A 22004-nucleotide genomic window follows, 5' to 3' on the forward strand; every position below is an offset into this window, starting at 1 on the left:
GCTGCCGTGCCGGGGCACAACCCGCCGGGCTCGCGCGCCCGGTGGCGGCAGGACCCCGGCGGTCAACCAACGGGGGCCCGGAAACCCGGCCACCCCCGCGACCCGGCCACCCGGTCCTCAGCCACCCGGCCACCCCGGCTTCGACCACTCGGGCACCAGGCCACCCGGTCCTCGACCACCCGTCATCCAGCCTTCTGAACCCAGTCCTGGTAGTGCGTGGATGCCAGGTGTGCGTGCGGTCCCGGGAGGAGTGCGTCGCCGGTGATGGCCCCGAACAAGCCGGCCTGTGCGTCGGTGACGACGGTCCGGGCGTCCTTCTGCGCCGCCAGGGTGACCCTCCCGAGTTCGTCGAGAGGGAAGACGTCCGGGCCGGCCACCTCGTGGATGCCCTGGAGCGGAGCGCCGGTCGCGACCTCGACGACCGCGTCGACCACATCCGCGGAGGCGATCGGCTGGATGGGGGTGGCGGGCAGACGGACCGTGTCGTCGTCGGAGGTCCACGACAACACGGCGTCCATGAACTCGAAGAACTGGGTGGCGCGCACGATGGAGTACGGCGTGGGCCCCTGCCGGAGCAGGTCCTCCTGCAGGGTCTTGGCCCGGTAGTAGTCCAGTTGGGGCACCTGGTCCACGCCGACGATCGAGAGGATGACCTGATGCCGGACGCCGGCGCGCTGGCCGGCGGCGAGCAGGTTGTGCATGGAGGCGCGGAAGAACTCCAGGGACGCCTCGTCGAAGGTCGGCGAGTTGGCCAGATTGATCACGCCCTCGGCGCCGTCCAGGGCCTGCTCCAGGCCCTCGCCCGTGATGAGGTCGACGCCGGTGGACGGCGCCGCGGGGGCGGCCTGATGGCCGGCCGTGGTCAGCTTCTGGACCACCTGCGAGCCGATCAGCCCGGTACCGCCGATCACTGTGAACTTCATGGCGGAAACCTTTCTCGGCGTGCACGGGGCAGGCCAGGGGGTCATGGAGGAGACGTGCCCTCCGCTCGGAGACGTATTGTCCGAGGGGGCCCGCTTGGTCCGGTACGCGACACCCCGAGGGGCGGCCCGGCCACCAGGAGCGGTCAGCGTGACCGTGAGAGGGCGACGAACCCCGTCGTCCGTGCCGGTCTGAGCCATCATCAGCTCACGCGGAGCAGCGCCGTCCGCGCTGCTCCGCCGACCTCGCCCGACCGGAATGGCACCGGCGGCGTACCGTGGGGAAGGGGCGTCGGCGGCAGCAGCCGGGGAGGCGGGCGGCTAGCATCGGCAGGTCGGCGCGCAAGGGAACAGCGGCGTCAAGGGGAGGGGCATGTCGCAGAGTTCACCGCTCCCGCGGGAGCGGATCTGCCCGGGCGGGACGACCCGTCCGGGGTGGGGGAGGGGCAGGCGTCGGCCGTGGGTCTGACCTCCAGGGCTCACGAGCGGCCCCGCGCGGCCGGGCCTCACCGGCAGCCACGCAAGAAGGACCTCAAGCACCTGCGACGGGTGTCGGATGCGGCACTGGCCCGTCTGGACCTGCCCGACGGATGCGGTATCGCCACGCTGATGGAGCACCTCAGCGCGGACCGGGGCCGCCCGATCCGACTCGTACCGCTGTCCCTGGGAGTGAAAACGCCCTGCGGTATGTGGCTGGCGACGGACACCTTCGACGTCATCATCGTCGAGGCCGAGACCAGCCGACTGCACCAGGACCACATCATCGCCCATGAACTCGCGCACATGCTGTGCCGCCACCGCGACTCCGCGGGGTTCGACACGGCGACGATGCGCGAGCTGATGCCACATCTGGACCCGGGCCGAGTACGGGAGATGATGGGGCGCACCAGCTACTCCACCACGGAGGAGCAGGAGGCGGAGATCGTCGCCTCCCTGATTCTCGAACGGGTCACCCGGCCACCGGTGGAGTCGGTGTGGCGCGTTCCGTCCGCCGACGCCGAGACGGTCGCGCGCATCGAGAACTCGCTCAACCCGAACGCGGGGCCCCATGCCCAGTAGCTGCTCAGCGGACCGTCGCCCCACGGGCCGACGGGCGGCCTCCACGCCGACGTGAAGTCCGTCGTCTTCCCCGCCTGCGCCGTGCTCTGCGCACTCGCGCTGCTCTACCGACTGCGCGACCTGCGCCGGCAGAGGAACGACCCCACGGTGCGCGCGCTGCTCCTCGCGTTCTTCTGCAAGGGGATCTCCTTCACGCTCTCCACGCCGTCCGTCTCCGAGGCCGTGGACGCGCGCCTGGGGGTGGCCGATCTCGGGGCGCTCGGCATCCATCTCCTGGGCGGCGTCGCGTCCAGTGCCGCCTTCCTCGCGGCGATCGTCTACTGGGTGTATCCGCCCGAGACCGCCCGCCGGCACGCCGCCGTCCGGCTGCTGGTCGCCGCCGTCTGTGCGGTCGCCATGCTCACTCTGTGGGCGGCGGCGGGTACCGGCGCACAACAGCGCAGCGCGCACTATCTGCTGCAGAACGCGCACCGCCCGCTGGTCGCCGCCTATCTGCTGCTCTACGTCGGCGCATTCGGCGCCGGGATGATCGAGATCATCCGGCTGTGCCGGCGCTATGGGCGGGTGGCCGGCCGGCAGTGGCTGCGAAGGGGCCTGTACTGCACGGCGATCGGCGCGAGCGCGTGCCTCGTCTACTGCCTCAACCGACTGCTCTCGCTGGTCGCGGTGCAGTGCGGACTGGACCCGCTGGAATGGGAACTGCTGACACCGGTGGCCAACGGGACCGGCATTCTCTTCCTGGTCGCCGGGCTCACCATGCCCTCCTGGGGACCGACCGTCTCCGAGTGGCGGCGCCTGGTCCGCAACTACGTCACCTACCAGCGACTGCACCCCCTGTGGCGCGACCTGTACGCGGCCGTACCGGACATCGCGCTCAACCCGCACCACGCCGGTCGCCTCGCCCGCTTCCTGCCCGGCGACATCAGCTACCGCCTCTACCGCAGGGTCATCGAGATCCAAGACGGTCTGCTCGCACTCCGCCGGTACACGGACCCAGCGGTGGCTGCCGACACCCGGCAGCCGGCCGAGGAGGCATCGCCGTCGGGCGACCGGCCGTACGCCATGGCGCAGGCCAGATCGCTGGCCTCGGCGCTGCGCGCGAAGCGGGACGACCGTCCACCGGTGCCGACCCCGGCGGCGCTCGGCCCGGAGGCCGCCAAGGGCGGGGGCTATACCGAAGAAGTCGCGTGGCTGGTGCACCTCGCCCGCGCCTACACCGCTGTCCGGTCCACTGAGAGGGAGACTCGATGAAGTACCGCAAGCTGGGCGACAACGGCCCCGAGGTGTCCGCGATCGGCCTGGGCTGCATGGGCATGTCGATCGCCTACGGCGTCCCGGACGAGGAGGAGTCCCAGCACACGCTGGATCGCGCCCACGAGATGGGCCTCACCTTCCTGGACACCGCCGACGCCTACGGGCAGGGCGCCAACGAGGAGTTGCTCGGCCGCTGGCTGCACCGGCACGCCCGCGAGCGGGACCGGATGGTCGTGGCGACCAAGTTCGGGCTCCGCCACGACGCGTCGACGGGCCGGGTCGGCGACGTCGACACCTCCGCCGACTACGTTCCCCTCGCCTGCCGGGCGTCCCTGCGCCGCTTGGGAGTTGAGCACATCGACCTCTACTACGCACATCGCAGAGACCCCGCCACGCCCGTCGAGGAGACGGTCGGCGCCATGTCCCGGTTGGTGGAGGCCGGACTGGTACGCCACATCGGACTGAGCGAGGTCAGCGCCGCGACACTGCGCAAGGCCCATGCCGTCCACCCGATCAGCGCGGTCCAGGTGGAGTACTCCCTCTTCACCCGCAGCGTGGTGGAGGGCGAACTCCTCGCCACCTGCCGCGACTTGGGCATCGCCGTCGTCGCCTACTCCCCGCTCGGGCGCGGGATGCTCACCGGGGCCGTCTCCTCCCGCGGCGACCTGGGCCCGGAGGACAACCGGCGGCGCTGGCCCCGGTTCGCCGACGAGAACATCCAGCGCAACCTGGCGCTCGTCCAGGCGGTACGGGAGGTCGCCGAACGGATCGGCTGCTCGCCCGCCCAGGCCGCGCTGGCCTGGCTGCTGGCCCAGGGCGACGACATCGTCCCCATCCCCGGTACCAAGCGCCGCCGTTACCTGGAGGAGAACGCCGCCGCCGTGGCACTGCTCCTCACCGAGGCCGACCGCGACCTGCTGCGCGGAGCGGTACCCGAGGAGGCGGTGGCCGGCGAGCGCTACCCGGAGACGGCCCTGAAGCGGCTGGGGCACTGAGGGGGCGGAATGCCCTGGCTCGCGGGCGCAGGCTCGTGGGCGGCGGTCCGTGGGGGGCGGTCCGTGAGCGGCGGTCCGTGGGGGCGGTCCGTGAGCGATCGGTTCCCGAGCGGTCGGTTCGTGAGCGGTCGGTGGGCGCGGAGAGCCTGGGCGTGACGGTGGGCCGAATCGAGCTGGGGCCGGGGTTGGACTGGGGGTTGGACCGGGGCGAGGGGAGCGGTGCGGGCGGGGCGGAGCGTGGGGCCGGCGCCGGACATCCGGTACGTGTCAGGTGAAACCCGGCGGGGTGAAAGGCCGTCATGCCCTGTGTACGGACAGTGTCCACCGGCCGGCCAGCGCCCACCGCCTCTCAGGAGCCCCGCATGCCCACCACCGCGACCGCACCCGCCACCGCGACCACCCGCGCCACCGCCCGCTCCTCCAACACCCGGGCCTCCGCAGGGATATCCACCCCGACCGCCCGCTCCACGCCCTCGTCCGTGATGCCCCGCCGCCGCCATCGGATCACCGTGGCCGCCGCCGGCACCCTGCTCGCGGCCGTCACCCCGATCCCCGCGACGGCCGCGCCCAAAGCCCCGGCCGACAAGGTGTCCACCGTCACCTACACCGCCGCCGAGCGTCGAGAGGCCCTCGCCTACTGGACGCCCGCCCGCATCAAGGCCGTGGGAAAATCCGTGGACCTCGGCCCGACCGGCCCGAAGTCCCAGCCGTGGCGGGGCGCCACCATGAAGACCGTCGGCCGGCTCTTCTTCGTCAACGCCGACGGTGCCGACAGCTGGTGCACGGCCACCGCCGTGCGGAGCGCCAACCGTTCCGTGGTGATGACCGCCGGACACTGCGTACGCCGCCCGGCCTCGCCCTTCAACACCCATGTCGACCTCGTCTTCGTCCCCGGCTACCACAAGGGCGCTCAGCCGTACGGCGCCTTCCCGGTGCGCGCCGCGCTGGCCCCGCGCACCTGGGCGGAGGACGGCGTCAATGATGTGGCCGCGTTGGCGGTCGACGCCGACGCCAAGGGCCGCAGGCTCACCGACGTGGTCGGCGGCCAGGCCGTCGCCTTCCGCCGCCCCGTCGGCGGGCGGACCGTGGCCTTCGGGTACCCCGCCACCCGCCCGCAGCGCGGCGAGGAGCTGCTGCAGTGCACCGGTACGACCGTGCGGGCCCCCGGCGACGAGCAGTCCGTGCCGTGCGACCTGGGTGGCGGCGCCAGCGGCGGCCCCTGGCTGACCGACCTCGACGCCGCGACCGGCCAGGGCGTGCTGGTCTCCGTCAACAGCCACGGCAACGGGCTGTCGGACAGCACGCACATGTACGGCCCGATGCTCGGGGACGTCGCCGAGCAGGTCTACAAGCGCGCGGAGCGCGGCTGACCGGCGGGCCGGAGGCGTAGGCGGGGCGGGCCGCCGGGGTCGGGGCCGGGGTGTGTTCTCCGGCCCTGCGGCCGAGCCGCGGACGGGCCGAGCCGCGAAGGAGCCGACTCAAGCGCGCGAAGGAGCATCCCCGCACCAGCAACGACAAAGGCAAGGAGCGCTACCCACTCCTTGCCACTCTCAACGTATAGCGCACTGGGGGGCTTGCGGCAAGGCCCCGGTCCTGGGGCAGAATCGCGGGCCGACGTCAGTACCTGCGGAAATGGGGGATTCACGAAGTGCGTATGCGTTTGTCGAGTCATGGGGTATGCGGTGCCGGCGTGTGCGAGCCGGAGGCGGGGCCCGCGCCGCGTGCGCACGGACTCGGCGCCGGGGCGCTGGGGTGCGCGCCGACGGCCGTAGCGGCGGCGACCCCGGACCGGAGCTGATGCCATGAACCCCCTGACCACCAGTGCGTTCGACCTCCCCGACCGCCTCGCCGCCAAGGCCGACCCGGCACTGATCGGCGGCGACGAGAAACACTTCGCGGCCATCTCGGAGAGCCTCGACCAGTCGATCGCCGAACTGGCCGACCGCCTCGACGCCGAACGCAAGGCACCCGGCGGCATCGGCCGGGGAGCGATGGACCGGGACGCGGAGATCCACCGGCTGACCGGCCGCCTGCGCGCCCTGCGCCGCTTCGGCCTGGACCTCTGCCTGGGGCACTTCGTCCGCACGGACCACCCCGAGCCCGTCTACATCGGACGTCTCGGCCTCACCGACAGCGTGGGGCGCCGGCTGCTGTACGACTGGCGCTCCGCCGTTGCCGAGCCGTTCTTCGCGGCGACCCATGCCGACCCGATGGGTCTGGTGAGCCGCCGCAGGTACCGCTGGACCCGCGGCCGGATCAGCGACTACTGGGACGAAGTGTTCACCGCCGACGGGCTCGAGGGGCACGCCGCGCTCGACGACCATTCCGCGTTCATCGCCAGCCTGGGCGGGAACCGGTCGGCTCGGATGCGCGATGTGCTCTCCACCATCCAGGCCGACCAGGACGCCGTCATCCGGGCGGGATCCCGCGGGGCGCTGGTCGTCGACGGCGGTCCGGGGACGGGCAAGACCGTCGTCGCGCTGCACCGTGCCGCCCACCTCCTCTACTCCGACCCGCGCCTGGGCAACCGTCGCGGCGGTGTGCTGTTCGTCGGTCCGCACCAGCCCTACCTGGCCTATGTCGCCGATGTCCTGCCCAGCCTCGGCGAGGAGGGCGTCCGGACCTGCACCCTGCGCGACCTGGTCGTGCAGGGAGCCGGAGCGACGGTCGAGACCGATCCGGGGGTGGCCCTGCTGAAGTCGTCCGCGGAGCTGGTGAAGGCGATCGAACCGGCCGTCGCGCTCTACGAGGAGGCGCCCACCGAGGGGATGACGGTCTCGACCCACTGGTCCGACCTCTGGCTGAGCGCCGACGACTGGGCGGCGGCCTTCGCCGCAGTCGAACCGGGCACTCCGCACAACGAGGCACGCGATCAGATCCAGGAGGAGCTGCTCACGATCCTCATCGACAAGGACGACAGCGATGCCCCGCCCGACCTGCTCCGGAGGTCGCTGCTGCAGGACCGGGAGCTGATCCGGACCCTCCACCGGGCCTGGCCGATGCTCGAGGCGAGCGACCTCGTCGGAGACCTGTGGTCGGTGCCCGCCTACCTGCGCAGGTGCGCTCCCTGGCTCGGCCCCGACGACGTGCGCGCGCTGCAGCGCACGGACGCGCAGGCCTGGACGGTGTCCGACCTGCCGCTCCTGGACGCGGCACGGCAGCGGCTCGGCGACCCGGAGGCGTCCGTTCGCAGGCGTCGGCACGAGGCCTCCGTCGCCGCCGAACGCGCGCGCCGGGCCGACGTCATCGACAGCCTGCTGCAGAACGTCGTCATCGACGAGAGCGAAGGCGCGATGGGGATGCTGCACGGACGGGACCTGCAGGACAGCCTGCTTGACGAGGGCGCACTGCCCGGCACCGACCCGGAACCCCTCACCGGCCCGTTCGCCCACATCATCGTGGACGAGGCCCAGGAACTGACCGACGCCGAGTGGCAGATGCTGCTGCACCGCTGCCCGTCCCGGAGCTTCACCATCGTCGGTGACCGAGCCCAGGCCAGGCACGGTTTCACGGAGTCGTGGCAGGAACGGCTGGCGCGGGTCGGGCTCGACCGGATCACGGTGGCCTCACTGGGCATCAACTACCGGACGCCGGAAGAGGTCATGGCGGAGGCCGAGACGGTCATCCGCGAGGCGCTCCCGGAAGCCAATGTGCCGACGTCCATCCGCAGCAGCGGCATCCCCGTCACCCATGGATCCGTTGCGGACCTGGGCCCGGTCCTCGACACCTGGCTCGCCGCACATGACGACGGAATCGCCTGCGTCATCGGCGATCCCACGTTCCGGGCGAAGCCCCGCGTCCGGTCGCTGACGCCGGAACTGTCGAAGGGGCTGGAGTTCGATCTGGTCGTCCTCATCGACCCGGAGACCTTCGGCGAGGGCATCGAAGGAGCCGTCGACCGCTATGTCGCCATGACCCGCGCGACCCGGCAGCTCGTCATCCTCACCAGCACCTGACGACGGTCGTGCGCAGCCGGCGCACGACCGTCGTCAGACGTGACATGACAGGTTCAGGCGTCCACCGGGTGCGGGCGTCCACCGGCTTGAGATGTCCGCCGGGCTCAGAGATGCCCGCCGGTTCAGGCGTCCATCAACGGCAGACCGGGCAGCACCTTCTCGATCGTGATGGGGAAGTCGCGTACGCGCACCCCGGTGGCGTTGAACACGGCGTTCGCGACGGACGCGCCGGACCCGCAGATGCCCAACTCGCCGACGCCCTTCGCGCCGAGGTCGTTGGCCTTGTCGTCGTATCCGTCGAGGACGACGACCTCGACGGCGGGGATGTCGGCATGGACCGGGACCAGGTACTGCGCGAGGTCGTGGTTGACGAAGGCGCCGGACCGGGGGTCGACGACGGCCTCTTCTTCGAGGGCCGCGCCGGCCCCCCAGATCATGCCGCCCATCAGCTGTGAGCGGGCCGTCTTCGCATTGAGCACGCGGCCCACCGAGAACACGCCCAGCATCCGGCGCAGACGGATCTCGGCCGTGTCCACGTCGACCCCCACTTCGGCGAAGTGGGCACCGTAGGTGTGGATGGAGTAGGCCGAGTAGTTCGGGTCATCGCCCATGAAGAGCGTCCGGCCCTCCGCCTCCCGGCCCTCCGCGGGGAGGCGGGCGGTGATCTCGCTCAGCGCCTCGGAGGCGTCACCGATGCGCACGCTGCCGTCGGCGAACACGGCATCCGCCGGGTTGCGGCCGTGCAGCGGGGAACGGGCGTCGCCGCTCGCCGCGGCCAGCAGCTTCTCGCGCAGGGTCATGCACGCCCGGTGCGCCGCGGTGGTCGAGTTGGCGGCGCCCCACGAGCCGCCGGACCCCCAGCTGGTGGGAAAGTCGGAACGCCCGAGTTCGATCCGCACCCGGTTGGCCGGCAGTCCGAGCCCGTCGGCCGCCACCTGGGTCAGGACGGTGTAGGTGCCCGTGCCGATGTCGGTCATGTCCGTCTGGACGACGGCGGTGCCGTCCGCCGTCAACCGCACCCGCACCGCCGCCGGCCCCTGGAAATGCCCGCGGATGGCGGCGGACATGCCGTAGCCGACCCACCACCGTCCCTCGCGCCGGCTCGCCGGGGCGACGGAGCGGCGGTCCCAGCCGAACCGCCGTGCGCCTTCGCGCAGGCAGTCGACCAGGTGCCGGTCGCTGTACGGCACGTCCCGCTCGGGATCGACGGTGGGCTCGTTGAGGATCCGCAGTTCGACCGGGTCCATTTCCAGCGCATGGGCCAGCTCGTCCATCGCCGACTCCACCGCGAGCATGCCCGGCGCCTCGCCCGGCGCGCGGACGTCCGTCCCGGGCGGCAGATCGAGCGGGGTGAGCCGGTGGCTGGTCAACCGGTGGGGCGCGGCGTAGAGGCTGCGGGTCGTGGCGGCGGTCTGCTCGGCGTACTCCAGGTCGGGGTTGGTGTGCATGGTGACGTCATGGGCGAGTGCCGTCAGCCGCCCGTCGCGCGCGGCTCCCAGCCGGACCCGCTGGCGCGAGGTGGGACGCATGCCGATGAGCTGGAAGATCTGCTGCCGGGTCATGGCGACCTTGACCGGCCGGCGCAGGTCGCGGGCGGCGAGCGCGGCCAGGATCGTTTCGGAGTGGATGCCCAGCTTGGAGCCGAAGCCTCCGCCGACGAAGGGGGTGACGACATGTACCTGCGACGGGTCGATCCGTAGCGTGCCGGCGATCGAGGCCTGTGCCGCGTCGACGATCTGGCAGCTGACATAGACGATCAGGTCGTCGCCGCGCGGCTCCACCAGGCACGCGTGCGGCTCCATCGGCATCGAGAACTCGTACGGCGTCGTGTAGCGCTCATCGACCCGCACGGAGGCGCTGCCGAACCCGGCGTCAAAATCGCCCACCGCGGTGTCGGTGGGGAGGCCGGCATTGGTCTCCTTCGGCGCGTACGCCTCGCCCTCGTGCTCGTCGAAGTCGAAACGCCCGCGCCCGAGGCGGTACTCCACCTCGACGAGATCGGCCGCGGCGCGGGCCTGTTCGAAGGTAGCGGCGACGACGAGGGCCACCGGCTCGCCATAGTGGTGGATGTCCGGGCCGGTCAGCACCGGCTGGGCGCGCCAGTATTCGAGGGGGATGGACTCGTCGCGCGGACCCTGCTCGGGTGCATTGTGATGGGTCATCACCATCAGTACGCCCGGGGCGCGTTCGGCGCTCTCGGTGTCGATGCCGATGATGCGGCCCTTGCCGATGGTCGCGCCGACGATGGAACCGTAGAGCGGTTGGCCGGCCTCCCAGTACTCGTAGGCGTAGGTGGCCCGGCCGGTGACCTTCAACGGGCCGTCCACGCGGTTCACAGCTTGGCCGATCATCTCGCTCCTCAACTCGACCGGGCCGCCTGTGCCAGCGTGCGGCACAGCGTGCGCTTGGCCAGCTCGATCTTGAAGTCGTTGCCGCCCTGTCCCACGGCGTCGCGCAGCGCGGCCTCGGCGGCGTCGCGATAGGTGGCCATCGTGGCGGGACGGCCTGTCAATGCGGCCTCCGCCTCCGGGGACCGCCACGGCTTGTGCGCCACACCGCCGAACGCCACCCGGGCCGCATCGATCGTCCCCTGGCCGACCGAGACCACGGCCGCCACGGATACCAGGGCGAATTCGTAGGAGGCCCGGTCGCGCACCTTGCGGTAGAGCTGCCGGCCGGGCGGCGGCGGGGGCAGGAGCACGGCCGTGATCATCTCGCCGGGCCGCAGCACGGTCTCGAGGTGCGGTGTGTCGCCGGGCAGCCGGTAGAAGTCCGTGATGCCGACCCGGCGTACCGATTCATCGACGTCGAGCAGCTCGATCTCCGCTTCCAGCGCGGTCATCGCGACGGCCATGTCCGAGGGGTGGGTGGCGATGCAGGAGCTGCTGGCGCCGAGGATCGCGTGGATCCGGTTGAACCCGCCGATGGCGGAGCAGCCGGATCCGGGGTCCCTCTTGTTGCAGCCCGCGGCGGTGTCGTAGAAGTACGGGCAGCGCGTGCGCTGCAGCAGATTTCCGCCGGTGGACGCCTTGTTGCGCAACTGGCCCGAGGCACCGGACACCAGCGCCTCCGACAGTACCGGGTAGCGCGTACGGACCCGGGTGTCGGCGGCCACGTCGGAGTTCGCCGCCTGGGCGCCGATGCGCAGCCCGCCGTCCGGGAGCTCTTCGATCTCCCGCAACGGAAGTCGGCTGATGTCGACCAGATGGCTGGGCTTCTCGATGTCGAGCTTCATCAGGTCGAGCAGATTGGTACCGCCGCTGATGAACTTCGCACCGGCTCTGGACACCGCGGCGACGGCGCTCCCCGCGTCCGCCGCCCGCTCGTAGGTGAAGGACCTCATTCCGTGCCTCCCTCCGCGATGCCGCGGATGGCGGCGACGATGTTCGGATAGGCGGCGCACCGGCAGATGTTGCCGCTCATCCGCTCGCGGATCTCCTCATCGGTCAACACGACCTGCGGCGCCGCGACATCGGCCGTGGCGTGACTGGGCCAGCCCGCCTCCGCCTCGGCGAGCATGCCGACCGCCGAGCAGATCTGGCCGGGAGTGCAGTAGCCGCACTGGAAGCCGTCGCAGTCGACGAACGCGCGTTGCATGGGGTGCAGGTCGTCGGGGTCGCCCAGGCCCTCGATCGTCACGATCTCGTCGCCCTCGTGCATCACGGCCAGCGACAGACAGGAGTTGACGCGCCGGCCGTTGACCAGCACCGTGCAGGCGCCGCACTGCCCGTGATCGCACCCCTTCTTCGTCCCGCTCAGCCGCAGATGTTCGCGCAGCGCGTCGAGCAGCGAGGTCCGGGGATCCAGGTCGAGCTGCCGTGCCTGACCGTTGACGTTCAAGGTGACAGAGAGAAGTCCGGCCGTCTCGTCCTGGTCCGGCCGGCCCTGGTTCGTCTGGTGCTGATTCCGCTCGTCCTGGCTCCGCTCGCTCTGGCTCCGCACCGCGGCGCCGGCATCTGCTCTGCTCATCGCAGCCCGCCTTCCTCCCTGGGCGCGGGTGTCACCCTTGAAACATGCGCCCCGGGGGACACCCTGGACCTGCGCCGCCCTCGGCAGGCGCGCTCCTGCGTGTCCCGTCACCGCTGGCGGGCGCGCTCCTGCGTGCCCCGTCACCACCGGCGGCACGCTCCCTCCCAGGGTCTCGCACATGCCTGACCGCCGCACTGCGAGGGGCACTGCCGCAGTATGCGCGCGGGAACGGGACGGGGCGGTGGTGCGTCCGTGCGGGGGGCATGGACCCACGTCTCGTACTCGCTCAAGAAGAGACCGCGGGAGAGGGCTCCATGAGAGTCGGCTCGATGAGAGTCGGTGCCAAGAGAGACGGCTTTCGCCATCGAAGCGCAATTCTTGGCAAAACGGAGACGTGCACTGGTCGGCTCGGCGACAATCCGTGCGCATGGCCATCGATTATCGCAAGCGCCCCAGAATCGACTACCGCAAGCCGGCCAAGATACCGGCCCCGGCCCTCAGCCTGGAGAAGGTTTCCGGCCGTGCACCCGGGCTGGTCGGTCTTTACAAGAGCGCTGCGGTCTCGTTGGCCAAGAATCATGTCGGCGGGCAGCGTGCCGCCGTGTATCTGGTTCTGGACCGTTCCGGGAGTATGCGGCGCTACTACCGCGACGGATCGGTGCAGCACTTGGCGGAGCAGGTACTCGCCCTGGCGGCCAACCTCGACGATGACGGGGTGGTGCCGGTCTTCTTCTTCTCCACGGAGATCGACGGCACAGCCGAGATCAACCTGGACGCCTACCAGGGCAGGATCAATTGGCTGCACGATTCCATGGGCCATATGGGTCGTACCCATTACCACGTCGCGATGCAGGCCGTCATCGATCACTACCAGTCCAGCGGAGCCCGAGATCCGGCCTTCGTCGTCTTTCAGACCGACGGTTCTCCCACCTCCAGGGCCGCCGCGGAACACGTCCTGTGCACGGCCGCGAAGCTTCCGATCTTCTGGCAGTTCATCGGCTTCGGCGACGACGAATTTCGCTTCCTGCACAAGCTCGACGACCTGCCCGTACCGGACCGGCGCGTCGTCGACAACGCAGGGTTCTTTGCCGCCGGACCGGCACCGAAGACACACCCTGACGCCGTCCTCTACGACCAACTGCTGCAGGAGTTCCCGCTGTGGCTGACCGCGGCTCGCGCGGGCGGCATCGTCAAGGGAGCGGAGTGAGCCGTTGCTGTGGAGTGAGCCGTTGTGTGGCGACCGCGCAGGAGCGAAAGCGTCGTGAGATCGGCGCAGCCGGCGCACGCGATCCGGCGCCGCTTCACCACCCGATGCCGCCATGCATGAGACGGAGCGGCCCCGTGGTACCACTGTGCCGCGATATGCCGTCGCCTCCATGACTCCTTCGAACCGGCCAGATTTTCCTGGCAAAGAGTCGCCTCAAGGTTCCGGCGAAGCCGCCCTCATTCGGTAAATTGAGCATCTCCACGCCTGACCTGGTGAATGCTGCACTCTCGGCGGATGCGGAGCAGGGGAGTGGCCTTTCCCGACTCGGAACAGCAGCCGCCGACCGGCTCGCATGCCCTGTTCGCGCAGAGCCCCTTTCCTCACCCAAGGATTCGGAGTAGGCCCATGTCCCGACAGCGTGAAAGATCCCTGACCAGCATCGCCCTCGCACTTGTTCTCGGCGCCCTCGGATTCACCGCCCCCGCACAGGCGGCACCGAGCTGCCCCGCAGAAAGCCTCTGTTCGTACAGCGGGTCCGCCCTGTCGGGTCGCCTCACCGTTGTTCCCGCCTCAAGCATCGAGCGGGCCGGAACCCGTGGTGTCCAGCTGCCTGCTTCGGCACGGTCGTTCTTCAACGGGACGCATTTCACCGTTCGTTACGGCCCCGCCCGGCAGGCGACCTGTGTCCGCTTCCCCTGCTATCAGTACGCCACGCTCGGAAAAGTCACCCCCGGAGCCCAGCTTCGCTCCCTCCCCTATGCCGCGAGCGCCGTCACCGTCGGACGGGACTACGGCAACTGATCAAGGCCGGCCACGACGGGGCCCGGCAGTGACCTCGTTACGCTGGCCCGATCACGCCGCGCCGCAACACATCCACCTCGACTTCGCATTCGACGACCTGGACGAGGCCGAGGCGCTGCTGCTGGGCCTGGGCGCGGTCAAACCGGACCACCAACCGGGCGGCGACCGATGGCGGGTCTTCCTCGACCCGGCCGGGCACCCGTTCTGCCTGACCAGGGGCTGACGCCGACACCACCCCCGTCCCCGCCGGCGCGCCGGAACCGTGCGCTCTCACGTCTTTCCGCAAGGTGACAAGCCGAGAACACCACGCCACACACAAGGCCGGGTGGTGTGTCTCTCAGTCCGTGCCGAGCATGGCGCAGGGCCGCCCGGGTACCGGGTCAGGACACCACATACCGACCGAGGAGGTATCCCGACTGATGTCCCGTCGTGACACGTCCAGCGATGACAGCACCCCGGTGCCCCACGACCTTCCGAGTCACCAGGCCGATGTCACCAGTCCGGTCCCTGATCCATGGGACCCCGAACTGTCGGAACACGAAAGCGAGGGGCCGGACGAGACGGTCCCCGACACCGACCAGGCCGGCACCGGGCGCAGCGGCGTACCCAAGGCGCCGGGGGTGCGTTCCGACCAGCCCGTCCCGCACGAGCCGGTCGACTGACGCCGCCGCCCGGGCCCGCTCCAGACGAACTCCACCTGCACCTGCAACGACAGCCAGGTGCCGCCCGGCCCCGGCGCCCGGTGGCGAGGCGGCCCCGACGCGTCGAGCCGGGCCTCTGTCCGCCTAACGCCCCTCGGGAACATCGGAGGGGGGACGACCCGAAGAAGCGAGGAAGGACTCTTCATCGTCCTGCTCGGAGCCCCCGTACGGCTCGCCACCGGAGTATGCGGGCTCCACGAACACCTTCGTGTAGTCGGGCTTGGCCGGGCGGGGGAAGGACGAGTTCATGTGGTCTCCGGGCTCGTGGCTGTGATCAGCCGATGCTTGGGGTGATGGCACGCCACATCCGTTGCCGTAGAACTCAGCTGTGATCTGAGGCGTACGGGCGCGGGAGCGGCGTTGTGGAGTAGGGAACGTGGTGACGAATCCGGCTTCGACATGAACAGCGGCTGGTTGCCACGGCGTCGGGCAACGGCGCTGACGTGGGAAAACCGTCCGACGTCACGACCTACGGGGAAAGTATCCCCCACGCGCAGGACTTCGTCTTCCGCATTCTCGTGGCCGCGCTGTGACATGAGTTCCGCTCTCGCCCGGCGGCTCCGTGCCCTCGGTATCCGCAGGCGTCCGTGGCCGGCGGCCGATCACTCCGATGCGGGTGTTTGTGCGGCGTCGGCAAGGGCAGGCGATCTTGTGTCAAGGAAACACACCAACGCAAGGAGGAGTGCGACCATGACCGCCACCGACAAGATGACGGCCAAGACCAAGCAGGCCAAGGGCGCCGCCAAGGAGACCCTCGGCCGGGCCGTCGGCAATGAGCGGATGACCGCCGAAGGCCGCGCCGAGCGGGCCACGAGCGATCTGCGCCAGGCCGCGGCAAAGGCCGACGAGGCGCTTCGCCGGTGACGACCCCCCACCGTCCCACGGACAGAGGTGGCCCTCCCTTCAGAGACCCAGGCGGTGGCCCGCAGGCTTTCCTGCGGGCCACCGCCTTGTGTTGACGCTCGGTCTGCAGCCTCTGGAATGGACTGCGTTCACCCCGGCCAAGGCGGCCGCGCGGTGTGCCGGTGATGCGTAGGCCATACCACTCTCCGCGGATTGGTCATGCCTTCGAGGGGCACGGCAGGTGCAAGCTCTCGGCCAGTGGCACTCAGGAACCGGCACACGAGAGGCAACCGGCGTGGACGAGAAGACCAGGGATCGTGACGGGCGCGAGCGGCACGGGCGCCAGGAGAAGGACACGGCAGCCGTACCGGCACCGCCTCGCGGGCGCCGGCTGAAGATCGCGCTCATGGATGTGGGCATCGGGCTGCTGGCGGCGGCCGCCGCGCTACGGCGCCTGCGGCCCGACGCCGATCTCGTGCTCTCCTCGGACCCCGATGGGATGCCCTGGGGACCCCGCACCCCGCAGGACGTCACTGCTCGCGCTCTCACCGTCGCCGAAGCCGCCGCCGCTCAGCACCCCGACGCGCTGATCGTCGCCTGCAACACCGCGTCCGTGCACGCCCTGACCGCCCTGCGTGCCCGTCTCGGGCCGGACCTGCCCGTCATCGGTACCGTTCCTGCGATCAAACCGGCCGCGGCGTGCGGCGGACCGATCGCCGTGTGGGCCACTCCCGCGACCACCGGCAGCCCCTATCAACGCGGTCTCATCGAGGAGTTCGCAGGGGGCGTGAGCGTCACCGAGGTGCCGTGCCCGGGGCTCTCCGACGCCGTCGAGTACGCGGACGATGCCGCCATCGGACGAGCGGTCGCCGCCGCGGCGGCGCGTACCCCGGAGGACGTGCGGGCCGTCGTGCTGGGCTGCACCCACTACGAACTCGTCGGCCCGCGCATCCGTGCGGCCCTGCAGCGCCCAGGCCGGCCACCACTCGCTCTCTACGGTTCGGCCGATGCGGTCGCCGCGCAGGCCCTGCGCCGGACCGGTGAGCGGCCCGCCCCCGAGGGGCCTGCGGAAGGCAGCCTGACGGTGCTCCTCAGCGGAAGGCAGGCGGTGCTCCCGGCGGCGGCGCTGATGTACGACGAGGGGCGTCAGCTGCGGGCGGTTGGCCCCGTGCGTCGCGAAGCCGTCCACGAGAGGTGATACCGCGTCCTCCGGGGGCAGTTGGCGTGCTCGGCCGAAGCCCGGGTGACGTCAGTGCCCGATGCTCCGGCACCAACGGACCTCTCCGTCGTGCCAGTCGTCCGTGGGTGTGAGCCCGCAGGCGGCGGCGACGGCGGCGGAGGCCAGGTGAGCGGGGTGGATGTGGGCGTGGGCGGTGTGGACGTGCTGCCCGCCGAGCCAGGTGACGAGCGCCTGAGCGGCCTCGGTGGCGATGCCGCGTCCTTGCCACGCGGTGCCCACCACCCAGGCGATCTCGGCGATGGTCTCGTGGCCCGAAGTGCTGATGGTCGCCTGGACCGTGCCCGTCGGACATGCTCCGTCGCGAAGCCGGATCACCCAGTTGCGCCAGGCGACGGCGGGGTCGGGCGAGTCGGCGACGAGGCGTCGGTAGCGCGCCCGCAGTTCCTGCGCGGTGTCCGGAGCGCCGCCGGTGAAGGTGTGCAGGGCCGGGTCGGACAGCACCGTGGCCATCCCTTCTGCGTGTTCGACGCGCAGCGGCAGGAGATCGAGCCGACGGGTCCGAATGGTTTCGGTGGGGAAGGGGAGGGAGGTCATATCGGCACCGCCTCGGGGTCTGGTGTGCACCGGCGGGGGACGGCGCCCCACCCGCCGTGGGGTGCGCGTGCCGCTTCGGGCGGCTGTGCCATGCAGTGTCCCAGGTACTCGCCTTCGCGGCCGCGCGGTATCAGGGCGGCTTCGTCCCCCAGTGGGCACGTGAACAACCCAGTGGCGACGGTGGACACATCGGGCTCCCGGTTCGGTGGCGGTACCGACACCCTGGAACTGCCGGCGCTGGAGGGGTGTGGCGGGTTTGGCCCCGTTGGTTCGGTTGCACAACAGCTGCAGGAACGGTGGTCGGCCCCGTCGGGGTACGGAGGGGACTCATGGCATCGAAGGACAGGCGTGGGGACAGGGACAGGCGCGGGGAGGACGAGTCGGAGGTCCGGATCGGGGAGGTGAGCCACGGAGCATTCGCCATCGGCGGTCACCACGCCGTGGTGTCGTCGGTGTCCGGAGCCTCCCTGGACGAGGAGACGCATGCGCTCGTCACGGTCGTCCAAGCGCTCCGTGCCGATCTGGCGAGCATCCGATCGACGGACGAAGTGGCCTCCCTCGCGATGGAGTTGGCTGTCGTCCAATTTGAGATCGAGGGAACCGGCTCGGTCACGCCCCGACGGCTCGCCCGGCTGCGCGAGGCGGTCGCGGAGGCGCATGCGGTGCTCGGGCTCCTCGCGTCCGGTGCCGCACTCGTGCACGTCATGGAGCGGCTCGGTGCGTTGACCCAGCGGCCGCCCACAGGGCACACGCCCCCCGGTCCCAGCACCAGTTCGGACGACGACGAGTGGCCGGAGCCGGAGTAATCCATGGGCGATATCGCCAAAGGCGCTCTCGGCGGAGCCTGGACGCTGCTCGTGGGCTGGATCCTGCCCACTGCACTGAACCTGGCGCTGTTCTTCCTCACCGTCGCGCCCAGCCTCCAGGGCCTGGCACCGCTGAACCGCCTGCGACCGGCGACCGGCGGCGGTACCGCGCTGCTGTTCCTGACCGGCTCGTTGCTGCTCGGGCTCGTCGCCAACGCCGGTCAGAATCCGCTGTACCGCCTGCTGGAGGGCTACCTCCTGTGGCCCGCTGTCGCCTACGAGGCGGGATGCCGGCGCAGTCGCCGGGCGAAGGCCGCGCTGGCCGACCGGCTGTCCCTGCTGCGGCTCGAACGCCGGGAGCGGGAGGCGGGAGAACTCTCGCCTCAGGACATTGAACGGCTGGCCCGTCTCCGCGGGCAGCCCCGCACCGAACGTGCCGCGCGCAGGGACCGGCGGCGCACCGCCGCACAACGTGCCCTGGTGCACGAGCGGCTCGCCCGGTACCCCATCGCGGACGACCAGATCGCCCCCACCAGGCTCGGCAACGCCATCCGGCGCTTCGAGGAGTACGGCTACGACCGGTACCGCCTCGACACCCAGGTCCTCTGGAACGAGCTGACCGGGTGCGTGCCCGACCAGGTACGCCGGCAGGTCGAGATCGCCCGTACCAGCGTCGACTTCTTCGTCGCGCTGCTCTACGGACATGCCGTGGTCTGCTTCCTGGCCGTCCTGACGCTGGCCACGGCGCGCCCGGACACCTCGGTGCTGTGGGGCACGATCGTCGTGCTGGCCCTCCTCATTCCGGTCTGGTACCGGTCCGCGGTCACCAGCACCGACGAGTGGGCCGCGGCGGTACGGGCCATGGTCAACATCGGCCGCAAGCCGCTCGCCGACGCGATGGGGCTGGTGCTGCCGGACCACCTGGAGGGCGAGCGGGAGATGTGGACGATGGTGTCCCGGCTGTCCCGGATTCCGTACCACGAGCGGGCGTCGGCCCTGGACCGCTATCGCGCCACGGGGGAGAGCGGGTCGTCGTGACGATGGCCCGCGGTGGGGCCCCGGTAGGTGCGGTGGTGTCGTGGCTCGGATTTCTTCTCACCCGGGCGGGATGGTGGGGCCTGCGTTGCAGCCGGAGGCCGGTTTCGTCCAGAGGCCGGTTCCGCCAGGGGCCGGAATTCCCGCAGGCCGGTTCCGGCAGCTACCGGCTCGGCGGTGAAGGGTTCGCTCTCCGTTCGCCGGCAAGTTCTCTCCCCCTCCGACCCCCGTCGGGTTCGCCGCATTTCCCCGAACCGGTTCGAATAGGCACGAGGCTCTGGAGCGAAGGATCAAATTGCGTCACGCGAGAAATCGCTAGTCACAGAGGGGTGGCGCACGCAAGGATGGGGCTGCCAAGGTCGCGCAAGGGGTGTGAGGGGAGTTCTCCGAGGGGTCCGGGGTGTGAAAGGGATCCTGTTTCGGCCAGTCCTGACGGTTCGCTTGTCATTGAGGAGTTTTGTCTTCGACAATGTTGTAGAAGATGACAGAGTGACGTCTCGTGGGAAGTGGCGCCCGGCTCGCTCCGGCGAGGGGCGGGGAACCGGAAAAGGGGGCTGCCCTATGGGCCGGCGAGGGCAGGGACAACCGCGCCGGGCCGGGTGGTTGCCCGGGCCCGGTGCGATCGGTGGTCACGAAGAGCAGCGGCACTCAGTGGGTGCGTCGGACGGCGAGACGGTGTGTGGTGTGTGGTGAGTGCGTGTGCCGGAGCTCGACTGCGATCCGCCCCCCGCGTGGGGACCGCAGTCACGGCGTCGGCGCCGGGCCGGTTCGGCCTGCGTCGGAAGCCATTGGCGCTGTACGGCCATGGCGCCGGCCTGGAATCGGCTGCGCGAACCCAGCCGGTCCATCAGGTTGTTGGCGACCCGGCGGGCGGTACGGGCCGAGACGCCCAGCCGCTTCGCTATGGCCTCGTCGGTCAGACCCCGGTAGAGGAGATCCAGCACCTCCCGCTCCTGGGTGGTGAGCCCGTTGGGGTCCTGCGCCGGGGCCGCGCCCAGTACGGTGGCCGACGACCAGACGCTCTCGAACAGCGCGCACAGCGCGGCGAGCGTGCCCTGGCCGCGCAGGACGACCGCCCCGTCCTTGGTGCTCTCCGACTTGGTGGGGATGACGGCGCATTCCTCGTCCATGATGATCATCCGCACCGGCAGCGACGGCGCGGTCCGCACCTCACCGCCTTCGCTCGCGAGCCACTCGGCGTACGCCGTGGTGTGCGGGCTGTTGCGCACGCTGTCCAGATAGACGGTCCGCAACTGGACGCCGCGCGCGAGCAATTGCTGGTCGAGGGGCTTGGCGGCCAGCAGGCTCTCCGGTGAGTGCCCGCCGTTCGGTGCGAAGCACATCACGCTGCGGCGCACCGTGCGGCTCAGCACGGCGAGCTTCTCCCGGATCGCGTCGATGCCGACGAGGTAGGTGCCGCTCGGCTCGGCCGTCGAGGGGTGGAGTTCGGCGTACTGGGCAATGAGCTTCGCGGCGGCGGCGCGCGAGGCTTGCACTCTCGATTGCTGAACCGCCAATTCCGCTTGTTGTCTGGCAAGGAGAAATTCCAGGCCCAACTCCGGTGACACGGCTCTGAAGTGCGTTCCGCTTTCTTCCGGGGCGTGCACCAGGGCCAGCCCGCTGAGAGAATCGAGGGTCTCACACACCTCTTGTTCCAATAGGCCGGTCGCCTCGGCGATCGCAGATATCCCGGAGCCGGGACGGGCGAGCATGCACCTATATACCGCCTCCGCACGGCTGTCCAGACCCAGCAATTCCAGCATTGTGTGCCTCCTGAACTGTGGACTCGGGAAGATCATGGCATAAGGCCCGAACAGCGGGTCGAACAATTATCGGCTGGCCGGAACCGGCCATGGGGGGCGGGCTTGTCGGCACACCTGTCCACTCGGGAGGCTTGACGGTATGCATCTGATCCATGCTCATTGGCGCGCGCAGCCCGAGCAGCAAACCCCCGACAGCCTGAAGGCCTGGATGAAGGCCTCGGCTGTGCCCGCCGACGCCCTTGAGCACGTGAGCGTGCACCCGACCGGTCCCGGTCGGCTCACCCTCGGGCTGTTCCACGCCCTGCCACGGCTGCACGACGCCGAACGGGCCGCGCTGCGCCTCTCCCGGCGGGCGTGTGACGACGGACCCCTGCAGGCCTACACGCTGGTCTCGTGCGGCTCCGTCATGGTGCCCTGCTTCCACAACCTGCTCCTCGCGGAGACCCCCGAGCCGGGCGAGGACGGAACGGGACAGGACCGATTCCGGCCAGGGGCGAACGCTTGGGATCCCTCAGGTCCGCAGCAAGACTGACCCCACACCACACCGCTGGTGAAGAACCTTTGCACCGATGCGCCTTCCGGACGACCAACCGGACCGCCGTGACGGCGGAGTGCATCGGCATCTGTGAGCTTCAGGGGGAGAACTATGTGCCGTCGTACCTACCGCGCCGCATGCACCGCCGCGGCCACCGCCGCCGTCGCGCTGTCCTTCGTGTGCGCCCAGAGCGCCGCTGAGCCGGCCCGGTCCCACGTCCGGGTCACCGCCTCGGTCCCGGCACCCGGATCCGTCGTGTGGGACGCGCCCTCCGCCGGCGGCCCCGACAAGTCCCTGGTGTGGGACTGACCCGGACCGCATCCCAGCCGATCGGGCGTCGGCGGCCGGACTCCGACCGGTCGCCGGCCGCCCCCTGCCGCCTTGTC

20 protein-coding genes and 1 pseudogene are annotated in these 22004 nt (G+C 70.7%); 15 read left to right on the forward strand and 6 right to left on the reverse strand.

The genetic code is table 11. The features are described 5' to 3' along the window. Window positions 1-182: 182 nt before the first annotated feature. Window positions 183-923, reverse strand: a complete 741-nt coding sequence (locus tag AB0411_RS07240; protein ID WP_366416245.1) for an SDR family oxidoreductase — start codon at window positions 921-923, stop codon at window positions 183-185. A 456-nt stretch (window positions 924-1379) separates the two neighbouring features. On the opposite strand from AB0411_RS07240, the gene AB0411_RS07245 reads away from it, so the two are divergent. The 5 genes from AB0411_RS07245 to helR all read left to right on the forward strand — a co-directional run bounded on the left by AB0411_RS07245 (window position 1380) and on the right by helR (window position 8184). Then, window positions 1380-1979, forward strand: coding sequence for a toxin (locus AB0411_RS07245; protein WP_366416246.1), 600 nt, complete (start codon window positions 1380-1382; stop codon window positions 1977-1979). A gap of 51 nt (window positions 1980-2030) precedes the next feature. Continuing rightward, window positions 2031-3230, forward strand: coding sequence for an MAB_1171c family putative transporter (locus AB0411_RS07250; RefSeq protein WP_366416247.1), 1200 nt, complete (start codon window positions 2031-2033; stop codon window positions 3228-3230). After that, window positions 3227-4228 carry an aldo/keto reductase gene (locus AB0411_RS07255; RefSeq protein ID WP_366416248.1) on the forward strand — a complete coding sequence of 334 codons (1002 nt, stop codon included), beginning with the start codon at window positions 3227-3229 and terminating at the stop codon, window positions 4226-4228. The genes AB0411_RS07250 and AB0411_RS07255 overlap by 4 nt, the downstream gene beginning before the upstream one ends. Window positions 4229-4590: 362 nt before the next feature. Beyond that, window positions 4591-5598, forward strand: a complete 1008-nt coding sequence (locus AB0411_RS07260) for a trypsin-like serine peptidase (protein WP_366416249.1) — start codon at window positions 4591-4593, stop codon at window positions 5596-5598. A 432-nt stretch (window positions 5599-6030) separates the two neighbouring features. After that, entirely contained in the window at window positions 6031-8184 is a 2154-nt protein-coding gene (gene helR, locus AB0411_RS07265) for an RNA polymerase recycling motor ATPase HelR (RefSeq protein ID WP_366416250.1), read from the forward strand. A 122-nt stretch (window positions 8185-8306) separates the two neighbouring features. Here the strand turns inward: helR and AB0411_RS07270 are convergent, their stop codons facing one another. The 3 genes from AB0411_RS07270 to AB0411_RS07280 are packed head-to-tail and all read right to left on the reverse strand — an operon-like array spanning window position 8307 to window position 12153. Beyond that, on the reverse strand, window positions 8307-10535 hold the full coding sequence (locus AB0411_RS07270) for a xanthine dehydrogenase family protein molybdopterin-binding subunit (RefSeq protein ID WP_366416252.1): 2229 nt from the start codon (window positions 10533-10535) through the stop codon (window positions 8307-8309). A gap of 8 nt (window positions 10536-10543) precedes the next feature. Next, window positions 10544-11527 carry an FAD binding domain-containing protein gene (locus AB0411_RS07275; protein ID WP_366416253.1) on the reverse strand — a complete coding sequence of 328 codons (984 nt, stop codon included), beginning with the start codon at window positions 11525-11527 and terminating at the stop codon, window positions 10544-10546. Next, window positions 11524-12153: a 2Fe-2S iron-sulfur cluster-binding protein gene (locus AB0411_RS07280; RefSeq protein ID WP_366416254.1), complete on the reverse strand. Its 630-nt coding sequence runs from the start codon at window positions 12151-12153 to the stop codon at window positions 11524-11526. The genes AB0411_RS07275 and AB0411_RS07280 overlap by 4 nt, the downstream gene beginning before the upstream one ends. A 427-nt stretch (window positions 12154-12580) precedes the next feature. On the opposite strand from AB0411_RS07280, the gene AB0411_RS07285 reads away from it, so the two are divergent. The 6 genes and pseudogenes from AB0411_RS07285 to AB0411_RS07310 all read left to right on the forward strand — a co-directional run bounded on the left by AB0411_RS07285 (window position 12581) and on the right by AB0411_RS07310 (window position 16903). Then, window positions 12581-13360 (forward strand): vWA domain-containing protein, encoded by a 780-nt coding sequence (locus AB0411_RS07285; protein WP_366416255.1) that lies wholly within the window; start codon window positions 12581-12583, stop codon window positions 13358-13360. 405 nt (window positions 13361-13765) lie between these two features. After that, the gene (locus AB0411_RS07290) at window positions 13766-14161 is read left to right on the forward strand and encodes a peptidase inhibitor family I36 protein (protein ID WP_366416256.1); all 396 of its coding nucleotides are present in this window, start codon (window positions 13766-13768) and stop codon (window positions 14159-14161) included. A gap of 43 nt (window positions 14162-14204) precedes the next feature. Then, window positions 14205-14384, forward strand: a pseudogene (locus tag AB0411_RS07295) (VOC family protein); the annotation flags it as partial. 196 nt (window positions 14385-14580) lie between these two features. Continuing rightward, window positions 14581-14823, forward strand: a complete 243-nt coding sequence (locus AB0411_RS07300) for a hypothetical protein (RefSeq protein WP_366416258.1) — start codon at window positions 14581-14583, stop codon at window positions 14821-14823. A 729-nt stretch (window positions 14824-15552) separates the two neighbouring features. Continuing rightward, on the forward strand, window positions 15553-15726 hold the full coding sequence (locus AB0411_RS07305; RefSeq protein WP_366416259.1) for a CsbD family protein: 174 nt from the start codon (window positions 15553-15555) through the stop codon (window positions 15724-15726). A gap of 370 nt (window positions 15727-16096) precedes the next feature. Further along, on the forward strand, window positions 16097-16903 hold the full coding sequence (locus AB0411_RS07310) for a glutamate racemase (protein WP_366416324.1): 807 nt from the start codon (window positions 16097-16099) through the stop codon (window positions 16901-16903). Between the two features lie 51 nt (window positions 16904-16954). Here AB0411_RS07310 and AB0411_RS07315 read toward each other — a convergent pair whose 3' ends face one another. Further along, window positions 16955-17479, reverse strand: coding sequence for a GNAT family N-acetyltransferase (locus AB0411_RS07315; RefSeq protein WP_366416260.1), 525 nt, complete (start codon window positions 17477-17479; stop codon window positions 16955-16957). A gap of 401 nt (window positions 17480-17880) precedes the next feature. Between AB0411_RS07315 and AB0411_RS07320 the strand changes: the two genes are divergently transcribed. After that, window positions 17881-18285, forward strand: coding sequence for a hypothetical protein (locus tag AB0411_RS07320; protein WP_366416261.1), 405 nt, complete (start codon window positions 17881-17883; stop codon window positions 18283-18285). 3 nt (window positions 18286-18288) lie between these two features. Beyond that, window positions 18289-19323 carry a hypothetical protein gene (locus AB0411_RS07325; protein ID WP_366416262.1) on the forward strand — a complete coding sequence of 345 codons (1035 nt, stop codon included), beginning with the start codon at window positions 18289-18291 and terminating at the stop codon, window positions 19321-19323. A gap of 626 nt (window positions 19324-19949) precedes the next feature. Here the strand turns inward: AB0411_RS07325 and AB0411_RS07330 are convergent. Continuing rightward, window positions 19950-21083 carry a LuxR C-terminal-related transcriptional regulator gene (locus tag AB0411_RS07330; protein WP_366416263.1) on the reverse strand — a complete coding sequence of 378 codons (1134 nt, stop codon included), beginning with the start codon at window positions 21081-21083 and terminating at the stop codon, window positions 19950-19952. Window positions 21084-21222: 139 nt separating this feature from the next. Here AB0411_RS07330 and AB0411_RS07335 point away from each other — a divergent pair, with 139 nt between their 5' ends. Both AB0411_RS07335 and AB0411_RS07340 read left to right on the forward strand, forming a co-directional pair. Further along, entirely contained in the window at window positions 21223-21615 is a 393-nt protein-coding gene (locus AB0411_RS07335; protein WP_366416265.1) for a hypothetical protein, read from the forward strand. Window positions 21616-21729: 114 nt separating this feature from the next. Next, window positions 21730-21927 (forward strand): hypothetical protein, encoded by a 198-nt coding sequence (locus AB0411_RS07340; protein ID WP_366416266.1) that lies wholly within the window; start codon window positions 21730-21732, stop codon window positions 21925-21927. Window positions 21928-22004: the final 77 nt, after the last annotated feature.

The sequence above is a fragment of the Streptomyces angustmyceticus genome, from assembly GCF_040701845.1.
GTDB lineage: Bacteria > Actinomycetota > Actinomycetes > Streptomycetales > Streptomycetaceae > Streptomyces > Streptomyces angustmyceticus_A.